This is a genomic window from Streptomyces sp. NPDC024555 (assembly GCF_055559335.1).
Map to the genome: position 1 here is coordinate 308,623 of NZ_JBVHKV010000001.1, position 16,985 is coordinate 325,607.

The window sequence follows — 16,985 nt, forward strand, 5'->3', positions numbered from 1 at the left end:
ACCCCACCTCATCGTCCCGGGCCGACCGGCCACGACAGACATCGCTCAACGGTCCACTTTCTCACCCGTGCCCGACGGCTCGGCGCTTTCGGGACCGGTGTCCGGTGTCGGGTCACTCGGCTGCTCGGGTTCACCACCGTCCTCGCCCGTCGCGCCGTCGGCGTTGGCACGCTTGCGATGTGCATACATGCGGATGCCCGCGAGGACCAGCAGCAGGAGGCCGCCGGCGATCACGAGCAGCACGGTCGGCGTGAGCTCGGACACCTTCACCGTGAAGGCCATCTCCTCGCCGTACGGCTTGCCGTCCTCCGTGTAGAGCTGGGCCGTCATCTGGACCTGGCCGTTGATGTTGGCCGCGGCGTCGAACTTCACGGACTGGCTGTGGCCGGCGCCGACCCGGATCGGCTGCTCCGCGACCGCGCCGCCGTTGTTCAGCTCCAGACGTGTCGCGTTCTCCGACTTCAGCCGGAGCACCAGGTGGTCGACGTCCTGGAGCAGCCGGTTCTGCACGGTGACGGGGATGGTCGCGCTGCGACCGGACAGGGTGACGTCCGACTTCGTGATGAGCTGGACCTCGTTGACGAGGCCCTGGAGATAGGTGCGGACCGAGTCCCGGTACAGCTGGGCCTCCAGGGCCCTGCCGCGCCACGACGTGGACATGGACCGGTTGACCGCGTTGCCGAAGGGGGTCACGACCCGCTCGGGCTGGGTGAGGATCACCTGGAAGTTGTCCAGGGAGGTCTGGGTGGACTTGATGTCCTGGAAGGCCTGGGTGGGCAGCTCCTGGCTGCGCAGGCGCTTCGGGTACTGGGAGGACCGGGGGATCGCCGTGGTGGCGCCTGCGTCCGGCTTCGTCGCCGCGGCCTGGGTCAGCGTGACGGACCGCGTCCAGCGGTCGTCGTCGAGCGCCTGCAGGGCGCGGGCCATCGCCTGGGCCTGGGCGATCGTCGGCATGCGCTGGGGGGCGACGACGAGGCTCCGGTCCTTCTCCGTGTCCTGCTCGGCCAGCGAGAGGGAGACGGCGAGGAAGCGCTGCACGGCGAGCGTGGCGTTGCCCGCGTTCGTCATGTCGCCCTGGAAGGCCGTGGAGAGACGGGCGTCGGAGACCACCGCCGTGGTGCCGCCGCCGATCGGCCGGGCGGCCGTCGGCGTGTACGACAGGCTGTCGTCCTCCTGGAGGCTGTCGCTGCGGGCGATGACGTTGTGCGCGCCGGCGGAGGTGGCGACATCGACGATCGAGGGGTCGACCGCGCCCTCGACCGGCCAGGCGAAGTCCGTCGACGGCTTCACATGGAGGATGGTCTCCACGGTCACACCGGCGACCTCGCTGGCCGTCTGGAGGTGGCTGAGCGTGCCCGACACGTTCTTGCCGCGGTGCGCGATCGAGGCGAGGTCGGGGTCGCCGAAGGGCAGGGCGACGACCTTGCCCTCGGCCACCGCCGCCTCCAGCGCGGTGAGCCACTTCTTGGCCACCGCCTGGTTGGTGCCGGCGACCGTGGTGTCGCCCGACTTCACGCGGTAGTTCTTGGTCATCGCGTCGACACTGGCGAGCAGGTCCGGGTCGACCACCCAGGTCACGGGCAGCTGGCTGCCCAACGCCACCATGCGTTCGAGGCGGCCGCCCGGCGCGATCTCGGCTGCCAGGTCGTCATCGGCGAAGACGGGCGTCTGCTGCTCGTCGGAGCCGGTCTCGGCGGTGAGGTGCGCCGAGGCGATCAGCGGCCACAGAAAGCTGATGCCGGGCTTGGAGTCGCGGTCCTCGCTCTGCCAGGGAAGGAAGGTCCGCTCGATGCCGAGCACCTGGTCGTAGGGGGCGCGGGTGGTCTGCCCGGTCAGGGAGACGCCCAGCTGGTAGACCCCGTCGTCGCCGAGGTTCAGCTTGCTGACGGGCACCGACAGGGAGAACTCCCTGGAGCCGCCCCGGGGCAGCTTGTCGATCGTCTCGCTGTACTTGTCGTCGATGGGGTAGGGATCGGAGCCGGGTACATAGCCGGTGCGCTCACCGGCCGTGTCGATCGCGGCCCGGTTGTAGAGCTTCGGGCCGACGCGCAGATCGATCTGGGCGTCGGTGATGGTCTCCTTGCCCTTGTTGGTCACCGTGCCGGAGACCATGAGGGTGTCCCCCTTCACGGGGGCGCTGGGAGTCAGGGTGTCCAGGGACACCGAGACGGTGCTGGACCCCGTGGGGGCCTTGCTCGTTCCGCCGGCCTGTGCCTGCGGGGCGGCCACCCCGGCCAGCAGGGCGGCGACCAGCGGAGCTCCCGCGAGTGCGGCGGCTGTGCGCCGCAGCCACCGGCGGGCAGGAGCGGGACTCATCCCCTGGATGTCTGCCGCCTCGGCCACGCGTACCCGTCCCTCGTCATCGTCCGTGCTGTCGACCGTCGTCCGTCGCTGCGTCCCCGCATGGTAACGAGGTGCGCCGCGGCCGAGTGCCGGGGAGTGCGCCACATGATCGGAAGAGTCTCGCGGTGCGGACGGAAACCAGGGCGTCCTGACCGGTCCGGGCACGTACCCTTTTCAGTTGTGTCGAACGCCAATGAAGACAACTCCAGCGCCCTGACCGAGGTGCAGCTCCGCGCAGTCAGCGAACTGCTGCGGGTGTCCCCGGTCGCCGACGACCTCGCCCGCCGATTCCAGGACGCCGGATTCGGCCTGGCCCTGGTCGGCGGCTCGGTCCGGGACGCGCTCCTCGGCAGGCTGGGCAACGACCTGGACTTCACGACCGACGCCCGCCCCGAGGACGTGCTGAAGATCGTGCGGCCCTGGGCGGACTCGGTCTGGGAGGTGGGGATCGCGTTCGGCACGGTGGGGGCCCAGAAGGACGGCTACCAGATCGAGATCACCACATACCGGTCCGAGGCGTACGACAGGACCTCACGGAAGCCCGAGGTCTCCTACGGCGACTCCATCGAGGAGGACCTCGTCCGCCGTGACTTCACGGTGAATGCGATGGCCGTCGCCCTCCCGCAGAAGGAGTTCGTCGACCCCCACGGCGGCCTGGAGGACCTGGCGCAGCGGGTGCTGCGCACCCCGGGCACGCCCGAGGAGTCCTTCTCCGACGACCCGCTGCGCATGCTGCGCGCCGCGCGGTTCGCCGCGCAGCTCGACTTCGAGGTCGCCCCCGACGTCGTGGCGGCGATGACGGAGATGTCGGGCCGGATCGAGATCGTCTCGGCCGAACGGGTCCGGGAGGAGCTCAACAAGCTCCTGCTCTCGGCGCACCCGCGCAAGGGACTGGCGCTCCTCGTCGACAGCGGGCTGGCCGGGCATGTGCTTCCCGAGCTGCCCGCGCTCCGGCTGGAGAGTGACGAGCATCACCGTCACAAGGATGTGTACGAGCACTCGCTGACCGTCCTGGAGCAGGCGATCGGTCTGGAGGAGGACGGCCCGGACCTGGTTCTGCGCCTTGCCGCCCTGCTGCACGACATCGGTAAGCCGCGGACCCGGCGCTTCGAGAAGGACGGACGGGTCTCCTTCCACCACCACGAGGTGGTGGGGGCCAAGATGACCAAGAAGCGGATGACCGCGCTCAAGTACTCCAACGACATGGTCAAGGACGTCTCGAAGCTCGTGGAGCTGCATCTGCGCTTCCATGGCTACGGCGACGGGGAGTGGACCGACTCGGCCGTCCGCCGCTATGTGCGCGATGCGGGGCCGCTGCTGAGCCGGCTGCACAAGCTGACCCGTTCGGACTGCACCACGCGGAACAAGCGCAAGGCCAACGCGCTGTCGCGGACCTATGACGGCCTGGAGGAGCGCATCGCGCAGCTCCAGGAGCAGGAGGAGCTGGACGCGATCCGGCCCGACCTGGACGGGAACGAGATCATGCGGATTCTGGACATCGGCCCGGGGCCGGTCATCGGCAAGGCCTATGCGTTCCTGCTCGAACTTCGTCTGGAGAACGGTCCGATGGAGCACGACCAGGCGGTGGCCGAACTCCGGAAGTGGTGGGACGCGCAGAACTGAAGTCATGTTTCACGTGAAACATGACCGGCGGGGTACCGCGCCGAAGCGTTGTCCCGCGCACACGGGGCGCGGTTCCTCATGAGGGCGAGGGTGTTGTTTCACGTGAAACAACGCCCTCAGCCGGTCCTGCGCCACCGGAACAGCGCCACGGCCACCACGGCGTAGAGCACTCCCACCGCGATCACCACGGTCGGAGACTTCCCGTCGGCGGGCAGGGAGAGCGCCGCGGCGGCCGCGGCGCCGACGAACGCCACATTGAAGAGGACGTCGTAGAGCGAGAAGACCCGTCCGCGGAAGGCGTCGTCCACGCCCGTCTGCACCACGGTGTCGGTCGCGATCTTCGCCCCCTGGGTGACCAGCCCGAGGAGAAAGGCGGCGACGAGCATGGGAGCCAGCCGGAACCAGAGCCCCAGGGCCGGTTCGAGTACGGCGGCCGTCCCCGCGCACACCGCCATCCAGCGGAACCGGCCCAGCCGCCCCGCGGCCCAGGGCGTCAGGACGGCCGCGGCGAAGAACCCCGCCCCGGAGACGCCCACCGCCAGCCCGAGCAGCGCCAGCCCGTCGGACTCGTTGTCGGTCCAGGCGTACCGGCAGAGCATCAGCAGCATCACCGTCAGTGCCCCGTAGCAGAAGCGGATCACGGTCATGGCCGCCAGCGCCCGGGTCGCGTGCTTCCGTTCCGCCAGATGGCGCAGCCCGTGGCCCAGCCCCCGGGCGGTGACCGCCAGGGCCGTGCGCAGGCTGAGATCGCTGTCCGCCCGGTCCGGGCCCAGCAGCCGGGTGGCGAGGCTCAGTGAGGTCAGTGCCGAGGCGAGGTAGAGCCCGGCGCCCAGGAGCACCACGGCGGCATCGGAATCGGAGAGCAGCAGCCGCACGGCGAAGGCGAGTCCCCCGCCCGCCGTGGCGGCGAGGGTGCCCGCGGTCGGTGAGACGGAGTTGGCGAGGACCAGGAGATCGCGGTCGACGACGCGGGGAAGGGCCGCGGAGAGTCCGGCGAGGACGAAGCGGTTGACCGCGGTGACGCAGAGGGCCGAGGCGTAGAACAGCCAGTCGGGGGCCGAGCCCAGCATCAGGAGGGCGGTGCAGCAGGCGAGCGCGGCGCGCAGCAGGTTCCCGTGGAGGAAGACCTGCCGGCGGGGCCAGCGGTCCAGCAGCACCCCGGCGAAGGGGCCGACGAGCGAGTAGGGAAGCAGCAGGACGGCCATCGCGGAGGCGATGGCGCCGGCGGAGGCCTGGTTCTCGGGGGAGAAGACGACATGGGCCGCGAGGGCCACCTGGTAGACGCCGTCGGCCGACTGGGACAGGATCCGCACGGCCAGCAGGCGGCGGAAGTTCCGGAGACGCAGAAGTATGCGCAGGTCATGCACGACAGGCATGGGAGCAAGGGTCACATACGTTGAGGGTCCCCGGGCGGATTGCCCGGGGACCCTCAACGGTGCGGGGGCCGGGGAGCGTTGCCGCTCCCCGCCGTGCCGCGCCGACGCACCCTGTCAGGTGACGTCAGTTGGAGACCTCACCGCGGATGAACTTCTCGACGTTCTCGCGGGCCTCGTCGTCGAAGTACTGAACCGGCGGGGACTTCATGAAGTACGAGGAGGCCGAGAGGATCGGGCCGCCGATGCCGCGGTCCTTGGCGATCTTCGCGGCGCGGACGGCGTCGATGATGACACCGGCCGAGTTCGGGGAGTCCCACACCTCGAGCTTGTACTCCAGGTTCAGCGGAACGTCACCGAAGGCACGGCCCTCGAGGCGCACGTACGCCCACTTGCGGTCGTCCAGCCAGGCCACGTAGTCCGACGGGCCGATGTGGACGTTGTCCGCACCCAGCTCGCGGTCACGGATCTGCGAGGTGACGGCCTGCGTCTTGGAGATCTTCTTGGACTCCAGGCGCTCGCGCTCGAGCATGTTCTTGAAGTCCATGTTGCCGCCGACGTTCAGCTGCATGGTGCGGTCCAGGATGACACCGCGGTCCTCGAACAGCTTCGCCATCACGCGGTGCGTGATGGTGGCGCCGACCTGCGACTTGATGTCGTCGCCGACGATCGGGACACCGGCCTCGGTGAACTTGTTGGCCCACTCCTTGGTGCCGGCGATGAAGACCGGGAGGGCGTTGACGAACGCGACCTTGGCGTCGATGGCGCACTGCGCGTAGAACTTCGCGGCGACCTCGGAACCGACGGGCAGGTAGCAGACCAAGACGTCGACCTTGCGGTCCTTGAGGACCTGGACGATGTCGACCGGGGCCTCGGCGGACTCCTCGATGGTCTGGCGGTAGTACTTGCCCAGGCCGTCGTGGGTGTGGCCGCGCTGGACGGTGACGCCGGCGTTCGGCACGTCGCAGAGCTTGATGGTGTTGTTCTCGCTGGCGCCGATGGCGTCCGAGAGGTCGAGGCCGACCTTCTTCGCGTCGACGTCGAAGGCGGCGACGAACTCGACGTCCCGCACGTGGTAGTCGCCGAACTGGACGTGCATCAGGCCGGGCACCTTGCCGGCCGGATCGGCGTCCTTGTAGTACTCGACGCCCTGGACCAGCGAGGCGGCGCAGTTGCCCACGCCGACGATGGCTACGCGAACCGAACCCATTCCGGTTGCTCCCTGTGTGTAATGGATGTTCCTGATGAGGGCCCCGCGGATCTGCGGGAACCTCACGTGGCGGTGTCGCCGGACGGATCCGGCGGGTTGTTACCCCGCCGGGGCAGGCCGTCCGGCTCTCCTGCGGTGTTCTGCTGAGCTGAGCCCTCGGGCGAGGATCGTCGCTGATCCCGTCCCGACCGCTCGCTCTCGATGAGCTCGTTCAGCCAGCGCACTTCGCGCTCCACGGACTCCATGCCGTGTCGCTGCAGCTCAAGTGTGTAATCGTCGAGGCGCTCGCGGGTGCGGGCCAGAGAGGCGCTCATCTTCTCGAGACGCTCCTCCAGCCTGCTGCGACGGCCTTCCAGCACCCGCATCCGCACGTCGTGCTCCGTCTGCCCGAAGAAGGCGAAACGGGCCGCGAAGTGCTCGTCCTCCCAGGAGTCGGGGCCGGTGTGCGAGAGCAGCTCCTCGAAGTGCTCCTTACCTTCCGCCGTCAGCCGGTAGACGATCTTGGCGCGGCGTCCCGCCAGCGAGGAGGCGGGGGCGACCGCACGGCCGGTGCCGGGCGAGAGGTCGGCCGGAGCCGTTCCCGGTTCCTCGATCAACCAGCCGTTGGCGACCAGCGTCTTGAGGCAGGGGTAGAGGGTGCCGTAGCTGAAGGCGCGGAAGATCCCCAACGAGGTGTTGAGGCGCTTGCGCAGCTCGTAGCCGTGCATCGGGGACTCGCGGAGCAGTCCGAGAACGGCGAATTCGAGAATGCCCGAGCGTCTGCTCAACCCCGCCTCCTCCTTCTCCGTCTGCTCCGCGTGCTCTCACACGGCCGGTGCCGGACCGGTGTACCGGACCGATGTACTGAGCCGATGTACCGAGCTGATGTATCGGCTCGATACATCAGCACGATAGATCGGACCGCGAGCCGCGACAAGGGGGGCCTTAGTGAACGGCGTCACATCGCTAATTCGTAGCAACCGACTTGCGTAATTTGGGGTGAAGTTCGGCTCCAGGAGGGTTTTGACCGTGCGTAGTCTGTGCGGCATGCAGACCACCGGGAGCCGTGCGACGTACGGGGACGTACGCCGTCGCGGGGTGACCGGATGCACTGCGGACAGGTCTCTCGCGGGACCGTTCCGCATCGGGGGACACCGGATCTCAACTGCCGCTTCCAGGCGTTCTCGCCTGCCCGAGGAGTAGTCGTTCGATGAGCGAGCACCGTCGCAAGACGCCGCAACCGCAAGGTGGCGGACGTGCCGCGGCCAGACGAGCCGCCCAGCAGTCCTCCGGACGCCGTGCGGCACCGTCACGCGGAGTGACTTCTGAATCACATTCCGGCTCGCACGGCGACGCGGCCCCGTACGGCGGACGTGCCGCGGCCAGACGAGCCGCCCAGCGGGGCGCCGGCGGCGGCCGGGGCGGCCACGACGGAGGCGGTGGCGGCGGACGGCGCCGCGGTGGGGACGGCGGCCACGAGGGCCCCGGACGCGGCCGCGGACGGGCGGCCCAGCGCCCGGTCAAGAAGCGCTTCATCGACTACCCGCGCGCGGGACGCAGCGGCCTGCGCCGCTGGGTGCCCTCCTGGAAACTGATCTCGGGCCTCTGCATCGGCTTCCTCGGGCTGCTGATGGGCTTCGCCGGACTCGCGTACGCGATGGTCGGCCTGCCCAAGGTCCAGGAAGCCGCGGTGGCGGAGAACAACGTCTACTTCTGGAAGGACGGGTCGCAGATGGTCGCGACCGGCGGTGATGTCAACCGCCAGATCATCGACTATGCCCAGATCCCGGAAGCGATGCGCAACGCCGTCATCTCGGCGGAGAACAAGTCCTTCGACCACGACCACGGCATCGACCCCATGGGCATCGGCCGCGCCCTGTTCAACATGGCCAAGGGCGGTCAGACCCAGGGTGGTTCGACGATCACCCAGCAGTACGTGAAGAACTCGCGGCTCTCCCAGGAACAGACCCTGAGCCGCAAGTTCGAGGAACTGTTCATCACGCTGAAGGTCGGCAGCAAGATGGACAAGAAGGACATCATGGCCGGATACCTCAACGTCTCGTCCTACGGGCGAGGCGCCTCGGGTATCCAGGCCGCCGCGCGGACGTACTACAACAAGGACGCCAAGGACCTGAACCCGAGCGAGTGCGCGGTCCTGGCCTCGCTGCTCAAGGGCCCCACGTACTACGACCCCGCGGGCGCCACGCTGGTCGATCCGGTGAACGCGACACCGGAGAAGAACAAGGCCCGCGCCATGAAGCGCTGGAAGTGGATCCTCGACGAAGAGGTGAAGGACGGCCGGCTGTCGCCCACCGACCGAGCCAAGTACACCGAGTTCCCGATGCCCGTGAAGCCGAAGAAGGACGCCCAGCTGGGCGGTCAGATCGGCTATCTCGTCTCGATGGCCCGCGCCAACTTCCTCAACAGCAGCAAGGTCACCAAGGAGCAGCTGGACCAGGGCGGGTACGAGATCCACACGACCTTCGACAAGAAGAAGGTCAACCAGCTCACCAAGGCCGTCGACCGCGTCTACAAGGAGAAGATCGACCCGAAGAAGCGCCCGACCAAGGACACGCACGTCCAGTTCGGCGGCTCCTCGATCGATCCGAAGACCGGCGCGATCGTGGCGATCTACGGCGGCCAGGACGCGACGAAGCACTACGCCAACAACGCCGACCCCACCGGTGCCCCGGTCGGTTCGACGTTCAAGCCGTTCGTGCTGGCGGCCGCCATGGAGTACGGCAAGCGCGATCCCTCGGGCGGTTCGGAGCAGGGCGAGTCGGAGCGTACGAAGGTCTCGCCGGAGAGCGTCTACAACGGCGACAACAAGCTGAGGATTAAGAAGTACAACGGGGACATCTGGTTCGACGACAAGGGCAAGGAGTGGCTCCAGACCAACGACGGCGGCGAGAACCTGGGGCCCGTCACCCTGCGTGAGGCGATGCGGGTCTCCGGCAACTCCCCCTATGTGCAGCTGGGCATGGACGTCGGCACCGACAAGGTGAAGAAGGTCGCCATGGCGGCCGGCCTCAAGGACGACAACTACATGGCCAACTCCACGGTGCCCTCCTTCTCCATCGGCACCTCCTCGCCCAGTGCGACCCGCATGGCCGGTGCGTACGCCACGTTCGCGGCCAGCGGCCAGCAGCGCGAGCCGTTCTCGGTGACCGAGGTGAAGAAGCGCGGCGAGGTGATCTACCGCCACGAGGTGGTCACCAAGAGCGCCTTCTCCAACGTCATCGCGGACAACGTCACCGACGTCCTGAAGAACGTCGTCGAGCACGGCACCGGTACCCCGGCCAAGCTCCCGGGCCGCGATGTCGCGGGCAAGACCGGTACCACGGACGGCAACCGCTCGGCCTGGTTCGTGGGGTACACCCCGCAGCTGTCGACCGCGATCAGCATGTTCCGGCTGGACGACGACGAGAGCCACAAGAACCGCGAGTTCGAGAAGATGTTCGGCACCGGTGGCGAGAAGAAGATCCACGGTGCGTCGTTCCCCGCCCAGATCTGGCACGACTACATGGCGGACGCCATGGAGGGCATGGAGAAGGTCTCCTTCCCGAAGCCGGAAGAGATCGGTGAGAAGGTCTACGGCGGCGGCGCGTCGAGCCCCAAGCCGACGCCCAGCCCGACGCCCACGCCGACGCCCTCCCAGACGCCGGAGAACACCCCGTCGCCCACCCCCGAGCTGCCGAAGCCGGACCCGTCCCAGACCACCTGCGGCACCTGGGACTGGAACTGCCAGAACAACAACGGCGGCAACAACAACGGAGGGGCCAACGCCGGCACCGACGCGGGAACGACCGACGGGACGACCAGCGGCGCGGACGCCGGAACCACCGCGGGCGACGGAGGCGTCAGCGCGTCGCCCGACACCGGGGGCACCGGCAACGGCAACGGGAACGGCAACGGGAACTGGTTCGCCGGAACATCCGGCTAGCGCCCGGAGACGATCCGGGACGGACACGAGGGCCGCGGCACCCCAGGGTGCGGCGGCCCTCGCCGTTTCCACAGTGCCGTACGGCAGGATGTGCGGCATGCCAAGCGCAGAGGACACGAGCGTGCACCAGGAACCGTCGGTCGTACGGCCCACGCACCGCGACGAGGTGGCCGCGGCCGGCAGCGAGCTGATCGGCGGGAGGTCGGGGCGCTGGACGCGCCTGGGCAGTACCGCCCTCACCCCCGTCGGGGCCGTCGCACTGGTGGCCCTCGGGATGTTCGCGCTCGGCATGGTGCAGAAGCTGCCCTGCTACAACTGGGCGTGGTTCCGGGGCGCCGGCTCGCAGTACACCCACGCCTGCTACTCCGACATCCCGCATCTGTTCGCCGCGCGCGGCTTCTCGGACGGGCTGGTGCCGTACTTCGACCGGCTTCCCGGCGACATGGAGTTCCTGGAGTACCCGGTGCTCACCGGGGTGTTCATGCAGATCGCCGCCTGGCTGACTCCGGGCGGCGGCTCCCTGCAGCACCAGGAGCAGGTCTACTGGCTCGTCAACGCGGGCATGCTGATGATCTGCACCGCCGTGATCGCCGTCTGCGTCGCGCGGACGCACCGGCGCCGCCCCTGGGACGCCCTGCTGGTCGCGCTGGCCCCGGCGTTCGCCCTCACCGCCACCATCAACTGGGACCTGCTGGCCATCGCGCTCACGGCCGCGGCGATGCTCATGTGGTCCCGCAGCCGTCCGCTCGCGTTCGGCGTCCTCATCGGGCTCGCCACGGCCGCCAAGCTCTACCCCGTGTTCCTGCTGGGGCCCGTGTTCGTCCTGTGCTGGCGGGCCGGGAAGTGGCGCGAGTTCGGGGCGGCGGTCCTCGGGGCCGCCGCCTCCTGGCTGGTGGTCAACCTGCCGGTCATGGTCTTCGCCCCCGAGGGATGGAAGAAGTTCTACAGCTTCAGCGAGGAACGCGGGATCGACTTCGGATCGTTCTGGCTGATCATCACGCAGCGCACGGGCGAGCCCATCGACGTCTCCACGGTCAACACCGTCTCGATGCTGACCACGATCGCGCTGTGCGCGCTGATCGGGGTCCTGACGCTGATGGCACCCCGCCGGCCGCGTTTCGCCCAGCTCGCCTTCCTCGTCGTGGCGGTGTTCATCCTGGTCAACAAGGTCTACTCACCGCAGTACGTGCTCTGGCTGATCCCGCTCGCCGCGCTGGCCCGGCCGCGCTGGCGGGACTTCCTGATCTGGCAGGCGTGCGAGGTCATGTACTTCCTGGGGATCTGGATGTACCTCGCGTACACGACGAGCGGCGACAAGCACCAGGGGCTGCCCACCGAGGGCTACCAGCTCGCGATCGTGCTGCACCTGCTGGGCACGGCCTACCTGTGCGCCGTGGTCGTACGCGACATCGTGATGCCGGAACGCGACGGGGTGCGCGCCGACGGCTCGGACGACCCGTCGGGCGGGGTGCTCGACGGGGCCGAGGACGTCTTCGTGCTGGCGCGCGCGGGCGCCCACGCCCCGTACCAGGAGGCGCGGGAGACGGAGGCGCCGCGGGTGGAGTGGGGCGCGGCCGGGACGGCCCCGGTCACCGACTGAGGCGGGGCGTGGCCCCGCCCCGGCGGGGTCAGCGGTCGACGAGGCGGTCGAACTGCGTGGTCGTGTGGCGCAGATGGGCCACCAGCTCGTCGCCCACCCGCGGCTCCTCGGCGTCCGAGGGCACGAACAGGATCGAGACCTGCATGTGCGGCGGCTCGGCGAACCAGCGCTGCTTGCCCGCCCAGACGAACGGCGACAGATTGCGGTTCACGGTCGCCAGACCGGCCCGTGCGACGCCCTTGGCGCGCGGCATGACCCCGTGCAGGGCCTTCGGAGCCTCCAGGCCCACGCCGTGCGAGGTGCCGCCCGCGACGACGACCAGCCAGCCGTCGGAGGCCGCCTTCTGCTGCCGGTAGCCGAACCGGTCGCCCTTGACCACCGGGGTGACGTCGAGCACCGCGCCGCGGTACTCGGTCGCCTCGTGGTCCCCGAGCCAGAGCCGGGTGCCGATCCGGGCGCGGAACCGGGTCTGCGGGAACTGCTGCTGGAGCCGGCCCAGCTCCTCGGCCCGCAGATGGCTGACGAACATCGTGTGCAGCGGCAGCCGGGCCGCCCGCAGGCGGTCCATCCACGCGATGACCTCCTCGACGGCGTCCGAACCGTCCGTGCGGTCCAGCGGGAGGTGGAGGGCGAACCCTTCGAGGCGCACGTCCTCGATGGCGGCGTGCAGCTGCCCGAGCTCCTCCTCCTTGACGCCGTGCCGCTTCATCGAGGACATGCACTCGATGACGACCCGCGCGCCCACCAGGGCGTGCACGCCGTCCACGGAGGAGACGGAGCGGACGACGCGGTCCGGCAGCGGCACCGGCTCCTCGCCCCGCCGGAACGGGGTGAGCACCAGCAGATCACCGCTGAACCAGTCCTTGATGCGGGCCGCTTCGTAGGTGGTGCCGACCGCGAGGATGTCGGAGCCGAAGCGGATGGCCTCGTCGGCCAGCCGCTCGTGGCCGAAGCCGTATCCGTTGCCCTTGCAGACCGGCACGAGGCCGGGGAACTGGTCGAGGACGGATTTCTGGTGCGCCCGCCAGCGCGCGGTGTCGACGTACAGGGAGAGCGCCATGGCCGGTCCGGGACCTTTCTGGTGGCTGCGGGGGGTCGAAGGGTGCGGTGCTCCGGAAGCGCCTCCACAGGAGTTTCCGGACGAGCCCATTGAAACGAATGAAGCCGGTTTCGTCAGCCTTGTGCGGCTGATCAGCGGTCCGTACGGCGGATCAGCGGCGCGACATGTAGATGTCGAGGGCCTTGTGGAGCAGCTTGTTGAGCGGGAAGTCCCACTCGCCGAGGTACTCCGCGGCCTGTCCGCCGGTGCCCACCTTGAACTGGATGAGGCCGAAGAGGTGGTCGGTCTCGTCCAGCGAGTCGGAGATGCCGCGCAGGTCGTAGACGGTGGCGCCCATGGCGTACGCGTCGCGGAGCATCCGCCACTGCATCGCGTTCGAGGGGCGGACCTCGCGCTTGTGGTTGGCCGAGGCGCCGTACGAGTACCAGACGTGGCCGCCCACGATCAGCATGGTGGCGGCCGCGACGTTCTCCCCCTCGTGGCGGGCGAAGTAGAGCCGCATCCGGTTGGGGTCCTCGGTGTTGAGCGCCGTCCACATGCGCTGGAAGTAGCCCAGCGGGCGCGGGCGGAAGTGGTCGCGCTCCGCGGTGATCTCGTACAGCCGCTGCCACTCGGCGAGCTCGGCGTAGCTGCCCTGGACGACCTCGACGCCGGCCTTCTCGGCCTTCTTGATGTTGCGGCGCCACAGCTGGTTGAAGCCCTTGTGGACGTCCTCCAGGGAGCGGTTGGCCAGCGGCACCTGGAAGACGTAGCGGGGCTGTACGTCACCGAATCCGGCGCCGCCGTCCTCGCCCTGCTGCCAGCCCATCTTGCGGAGCCGGTCGGCGACCTCGAAGGCGCGCGGCTCGATGTGGGTGGCCTCGATGTCGCGCAGGCGCTTGACCTCGGGGTCCTGGATGCCGCCCTTGATGGCGGCGGCGTCCCAGCGGCGGATGACGACGGGCGGGCCCATCTTCACGGAGAAGGCGCCCTGCTGCTTGAGGTGCGCGAGCATCGGTTCGAGCCAGTCGCTGAGGTTGGGGGCGTACCAGTTGATGACCGGGCCCTCGGGAAGGTACGCGAGGTAGCGCTTGATCTTCGGCAGCTGGCGGTAGAGCACCAGACCGACGCCGACGAGCTGACCGCCCTTGTCGAACCAGCCGAGGCTCTCCGAACGCCATTCGGCCTTCACGTCCGCCCATGCCGGGACCTGCATGTGACTGGCCGCGGGCAGACTCTGGATGTACGCCAGATGCTGCTCTCGGCTGATGGTCCTCAGGGTCAGGCTCATGCGGGGCGCTCCTCGGCAGGTGTGTCCCCATCGGTCAGGGGCTCCGGCTCTCGCGCCGAAGCCTACTGTGACCGGGCAGCGGGCGGTCTGGCCCCGTCGCACCTGTGCTCCCGGGCGCACGGGAACGGGGCGGACCGTCCGTGGACGCTCCGCCCCGCGCACCGCCGGGAACGCTCCGGTGCGTGATCAGCCGATCACGCCGCCGAAGAGTCCGCCGTGGGCCATGCCGAGGAAGAACCCGATGGCCGCCGCGCCCGTGCCGAGGAAGAGCGGGAACCTCTCGCGCGTGGTCGCGGAGATGTAGATCCCGTACACCCCCGTGAGGATCCCCACGAGCCCGGCCCACGAGCTGAGCAGATGCAGGCTGTGGAACATCGCCGTCACGAACGCGAGGGCGCCGAGCACCACCGTCACGGCCACCAGGGCGTTCTGGAGGGGATGGGGCCTGCCGTCCGTCGCGAAGAGCGAGACGGAGGAGCGGGAGCGGGTTCGCATTGCTTGTGCCATGGAGCACCTCCTGGCCGAAAGGCGGCGCGTCGTGGCGCCGCTCACACCCGATGTGTCCAGATTGCGTCTCCTGACCACCGGATTTCAACCGGAAGGCGGTCTGCGGGTACTCTGGACGGTCTGCACCGTTGTCTGCCCAGGCCGGCACAGGCAGCCCCCACCTTCGGGGAGGGCGTTGTCAGTGGCGGCTGTTCTACTCGGAGACATCGATGCGCACGCATCACGACCCTCCTGCCACGGAACGACCGTGGCCGCTGAGTCCAAAGGAGGTGGGTTCCACATGCGTCACTACGAGGTGATGGTCATCCTCGACCCCGATCTCGAGGAGCGCGCTGTCTCCCCGCTGATCGAGAACTTCCTCTCCGTCGTCCGTGAGGGCGAAGGAAAGGTGGAGAAGGTCGACACCTGGGGCCGTCGTCGTCTCGCTTACGAGATCAAGAAGAAGCCCGAGGGCATCTACTCGGTCATCGACCTGCAGGCCGAGCCTGCGGTCGTCAAGGAGCTCGACCGCCAGATGAACCTGAACGAGTCGGTCCTCCGGACCAAGGTCCTCCGTCCCGAGATCCACTGAGCTTCCGGCTCAGCGGTCATCGGGTTCGAGTAGCAGCAAGCAGCCAGAAGTAAATCCCGCCGAGAGGTTCATCCATGGCAGGCGAGACCGTCATCACGGTCGTCGGCAATCTCGTCGACGACCCCGAGCTGCGCTTCACCCCGTCCGGTGCGGCGGTCGCGAAGTTCCGCGTCGCGTCCACTCCCCGCATCTTCGACCGGCAGACCAATGAGTGGAAGGACGGCGAAGGCCTGTTCCTTACCTGCTCGGTCTGGCGGCAGGCGGCGGAGAACGTCGCCGAGTCGCTCACGCGAGGCATGCGCGTTGTCGTGCAGGGCCGGCTGAAGCAGCGGTCGTACGAAGACCGCGAGGGCGTCAAGCGCACGGTCTACGAGCTGGACGTCGAGGAAGTCGGCCCCAGTCTCAAGAACGCCACGGCCAAGGTCACCAAGACCACCGGTCGCGGTGGTCAGGGCGGCCAGGGTGGATACGGCGGCGGCCAGCAGGGCGGTGGCGGCAACTGGGGCGGCGGTCCCGGTTCCGGTGGACAGGGTGGCGGCGCTCCCGCCGATGACCCCTGGGCCACCAGCGCACCGTCCGGCGGCGGCCAGCAGGGCGGGGGCCAGGGCGGCTGGGGTGGAAACTCCGGCGGTTCCGGCGGCGGCTACTCGGACGAGCCGCCCTTCTAGGGCAGCTCGTACCCCCACTTCTTGATCACACAGGAGAAACACCATGGCGAAGCCGCCTGTGCGCAAGCCTAAGAAGAAGGTCTGCGCGTTCTGCAAGGACAAGACCCAGTACGTGGACTACAAGGACACGAACATGCTGCGGAAGTTCATTTCCGACCGCGGCAAGATCCGTGCCCGCCGCGTCACCGGCAACTGCACGCAGCACCAGCGTGACGTCGCCACGGCCGTGAAGAACAGCCGTGAGATGGCGCTGCTGCCCTACACGTCCACCGCGCGATAAGGGAAGGGTGACCGAAACATGAAGATCATCCTCACCCACGAGGTCTCCGGCCTCGGTGCTGCGGGCGACGTCGTCGACGTCAAGGACGGGTACGCCCGTAACTACCTGGTTCCGCGTGGCTTCGCCATCCGCTGGACCAAGGGTGGCGAGAAGGACGTGGCGCAGATCCGCCGCGCCCGCAAGATCCACGAGATCGCCACGATCGAGCAGGCCAACGAGATCAAGACCAAGCTCGAGGCCGTGAAGGTCCGTCTGGCCGTTCGCTCCGGCGACGCCGGCCGTCTCTTCGGCTCCGTCACCCCGGCCGACATCGCCTCGGCGATCAAGGCCGCCGGTGGTCCGGAGGTCGACAAGCGTCGCGTCGAGCTCGGCTCGCCGATCAAGACGCTCGGCGGACACCAGGTGTCCGTCCGTCTGCACCCCGAGGTCGCTGCGAAGCTCGGCGTCGAGGTCGTTGCCGCCTGATTCGGGCCGCATCCCAGCAGAACAGCGAAGGGCCGCACCCCTTGGGTGCGGCCCTTCGCCGTTGGGTCCGCTCGTGGTTGCGGGTGCGGGCGG

The 16,985-nt window shown here is 68.9% G+C and carries 14 protein-coding genes; 7 read left to right on the forward strand and 7 right to left on the reverse strand.

All coding sequences use genetic code 11. The features are described 5' to 3' along the window. Positions 1-45: 45 nt before the first annotated feature. Complete coding sequence (locus ACZ4FH_RS01380) at positions 46-2,343, reverse strand: DUF6049 family protein (RefSeq protein ID WP_467301524.1); 2,298 nt, start codon at positions 2,341-2,343, stop codon at positions 46-48. A 180-nt stretch (positions 2,344-2,523) separates the two neighbouring features. On the opposite strand from ACZ4FH_RS01380, the gene ACZ4FH_RS01385 reads away from it, so the two are divergent. Continuing rightward, positions 2,524-3,966, forward strand: a complete 1,443-nt coding sequence (locus ACZ4FH_RS01385) for a CCA tRNA nucleotidyltransferase (RefSeq protein WP_467301525.1) — start codon at positions 2,524-2,526, stop codon at positions 3,964-3,966. A 116-nt stretch (positions 3,967-4,082) separates the two neighbouring features. On the opposite strand, the gene ACZ4FH_RS01390 is transcribed toward ACZ4FH_RS01385, so the two are convergent. From ACZ4FH_RS01390 to ACZ4FH_RS01400, 3 genes are all read right to left on the reverse strand, one after another. Then, on the reverse strand, positions 4,083-5,342 hold the full coding sequence (locus tag ACZ4FH_RS01390) for an MFS transporter (RefSeq protein WP_467301526.1): 1,260 nt from the start codon (positions 5,340-5,342) through the stop codon (positions 4,083-4,085). Positions 5,343-5,466: 124 nt separating this feature from the next. Beyond that, a complete protein-coding gene (locus ACZ4FH_RS01395) occupies positions 5,467-6,549 on the reverse strand; it encodes an inositol-3-phosphate synthase (RefSeq protein ID WP_467301527.1) in 1,083 nt (360 codons plus the stop codon). A gap of 62 nt (positions 6,550-6,611) precedes the next feature. Continuing rightward, on the reverse strand, positions 6,612-7,316 hold the full coding sequence (locus tag ACZ4FH_RS01400) for a PadR family transcriptional regulator (RefSeq protein WP_467301528.1): 705 nt from the start codon (positions 7,314-7,316) through the stop codon (positions 6,612-6,614). A gap of 422 nt (positions 7,317-7,738) precedes the next feature. Between ACZ4FH_RS01400 and ACZ4FH_RS01405 the strand changes: the two genes are divergently transcribed. Together ACZ4FH_RS01405 and ACZ4FH_RS01410 are read left to right on the forward strand one after the other, a co-directional pair. Next, positions 7,739-10,471: a transglycosylase domain-containing protein gene (locus tag ACZ4FH_RS01405; RefSeq protein ID WP_467301529.1), complete on the forward strand. Its 2,733-nt coding sequence runs from the start codon at positions 7,739-7,741 to the stop codon at positions 10,469-10,471. A 97-nt stretch (positions 10,472-10,568) separates the two neighbouring features. After that, entirely contained in the window at positions 10,569-12,071 is a 1,503-nt protein-coding gene (locus tag ACZ4FH_RS01410; protein WP_467301530.1) for a glycosyltransferase family 87 protein, read from the forward strand. Positions 12,072-12,099: 28 nt separating this feature from the next. Here ACZ4FH_RS01410 and ACZ4FH_RS01415 read toward each other — a convergent pair whose 3' ends face one another. From ACZ4FH_RS01415 to ACZ4FH_RS01425, 3 genes are all read right to left on the reverse strand, one after another. Then, on the reverse strand, positions 12,100-13,131 hold the full coding sequence (locus tag ACZ4FH_RS01415; protein ID WP_383631444.1) for an alanine racemase: 1,032 nt from the start codon (positions 13,129-13,131) through the stop codon (positions 12,100-12,102). 151 nt (positions 13,132-13,282) lie between these two features. Next, a complete protein-coding gene (locus tag ACZ4FH_RS01420) occupies positions 13,283-14,401 on the reverse strand; it encodes a lipid II:glycine glycyltransferase FemX (RefSeq protein WP_383631447.1) in 1,119 nt (372 codons plus the stop codon). A gap of 186 nt (positions 14,402-14,587) precedes the next feature. Beyond that, positions 14,588-14,908, reverse strand: coding sequence for a hypothetical protein (locus ACZ4FH_RS01425; RefSeq protein ID WP_467301531.1), 321 nt, complete (start codon positions 14,906-14,908; stop codon positions 14,588-14,590). A 280-nt stretch (positions 14,909-15,188) separates the two neighbouring features. Here ACZ4FH_RS01425 and rpsF point away from each other — a divergent pair, with 280 nt between their 5' ends. From rpsF to rplI, 4 genes are all read left to right on the forward strand, one after another. Then, the gene (gene rpsF, locus ACZ4FH_RS01430; RefSeq protein ID WP_018101872.1) at positions 15,189-15,479 is read left to right on the forward strand and encodes a 30S ribosomal protein S6; all 291 of its coding nucleotides are present in this window, start codon (positions 15,189-15,191) and stop codon (positions 15,477-15,479) included. 74 nt (positions 15,480-15,553) lie between these two features. Further along, entirely contained in the window at positions 15,554-16,147 is a 594-nt protein-coding gene (locus ACZ4FH_RS01435) for a single-stranded DNA-binding protein (RefSeq protein WP_383631453.1), read from the forward strand. 43 nt (positions 16,148-16,190) lie between these two features. Further along, positions 16,191-16,427 (forward strand): 30S ribosomal protein S18, encoded by a 237-nt coding sequence (gene rpsR, locus ACZ4FH_RS01440; RefSeq protein WP_003967857.1) that lies wholly within the window; start codon positions 16,191-16,193, stop codon positions 16,425-16,427. 18 nt (positions 16,428-16,445) lie between these two features. Then, on the forward strand, positions 16,446-16,892 hold the full coding sequence (gene rplI / locus ACZ4FH_RS01445; protein ID WP_383631455.1) for a 50S ribosomal protein L9: 447 nt from the start codon (positions 16,446-16,448) through the stop codon (positions 16,890-16,892). Positions 16,893-16,985 lie beyond the last annotated feature (93 nt).

Coding starts and splice junctions, on each gene's coding strand:
- ACZ4FH_RS01390 (WP_467301526.1), bottom strand. CDS start 5,342: ATGCCTGTCGTGCATGACCTGCGCATACTTCTGCGTCTCCGGAACTTC.
- ACZ4FH_RS01395 (WP_467301527.1), bottom strand. CDS start 6,549: ATGGGTTCGGTTCGCGTAGCCATCGTCGGCGTGGGCAACTGCGCCGCC.
- ACZ4FH_RS01405 (WP_467301529.1), top strand. CDS start 7,739: ATGAGCGAGCACCGTCGCAAGACGCCGCAACCGCAAGGTGGCGGACGT.
- ACZ4FH_RS01410 (WP_467301530.1), top strand. CDS start 10,569: ATGCCAAGCGCAGAGGACACGAGCGTGCACCAGGAACCGTCGGTCGTA.
- ACZ4FH_RS01415 (WP_383631444.1), bottom strand. CDS start 13,131: ATGGCGCTCTCCCTGTACGTCGACACCGCGCGCTGGCGGGCGCACCAG.
- ACZ4FH_RS01420 (WP_383631447.1), bottom strand. CDS start 14,401: ATGAGCCTGACCCTGAGGACCATCAGCCGAGAGCAGCATCTGGCGTAC.
- ACZ4FH_RS01425 (WP_467301531.1), bottom strand. CDS start 14,908: ATGGCACAAGCAATGCGAACCCGCTCCCGCTCCTCCGTCTCGCTCTTC.
- rpsF (WP_018101872.1), top strand. CDS start 15,189: ATGCGTCACTACGAGGTGATGGTCATCCTCGACCCCGATCTCGAGGAG.
- ACZ4FH_RS01435 (WP_383631453.1), top strand. CDS start 15,554: ATGGCAGGCGAGACCGTCATCACGGTCGTCGGCAATCTCGTCGACGAC.
- rpsR (WP_003967857.1), top strand. CDS start 16,191: ATGGCGAAGCCGCCTGTGCGCAAGCCTAAGAAGAAGGTCTGCGCGTTC.
- rplI (WP_383631455.1), top strand. CDS start 16,446: ATGAAGATCATCCTCACCCACGAGGTCTCCGGCCTCGGTGCTGCGGGC.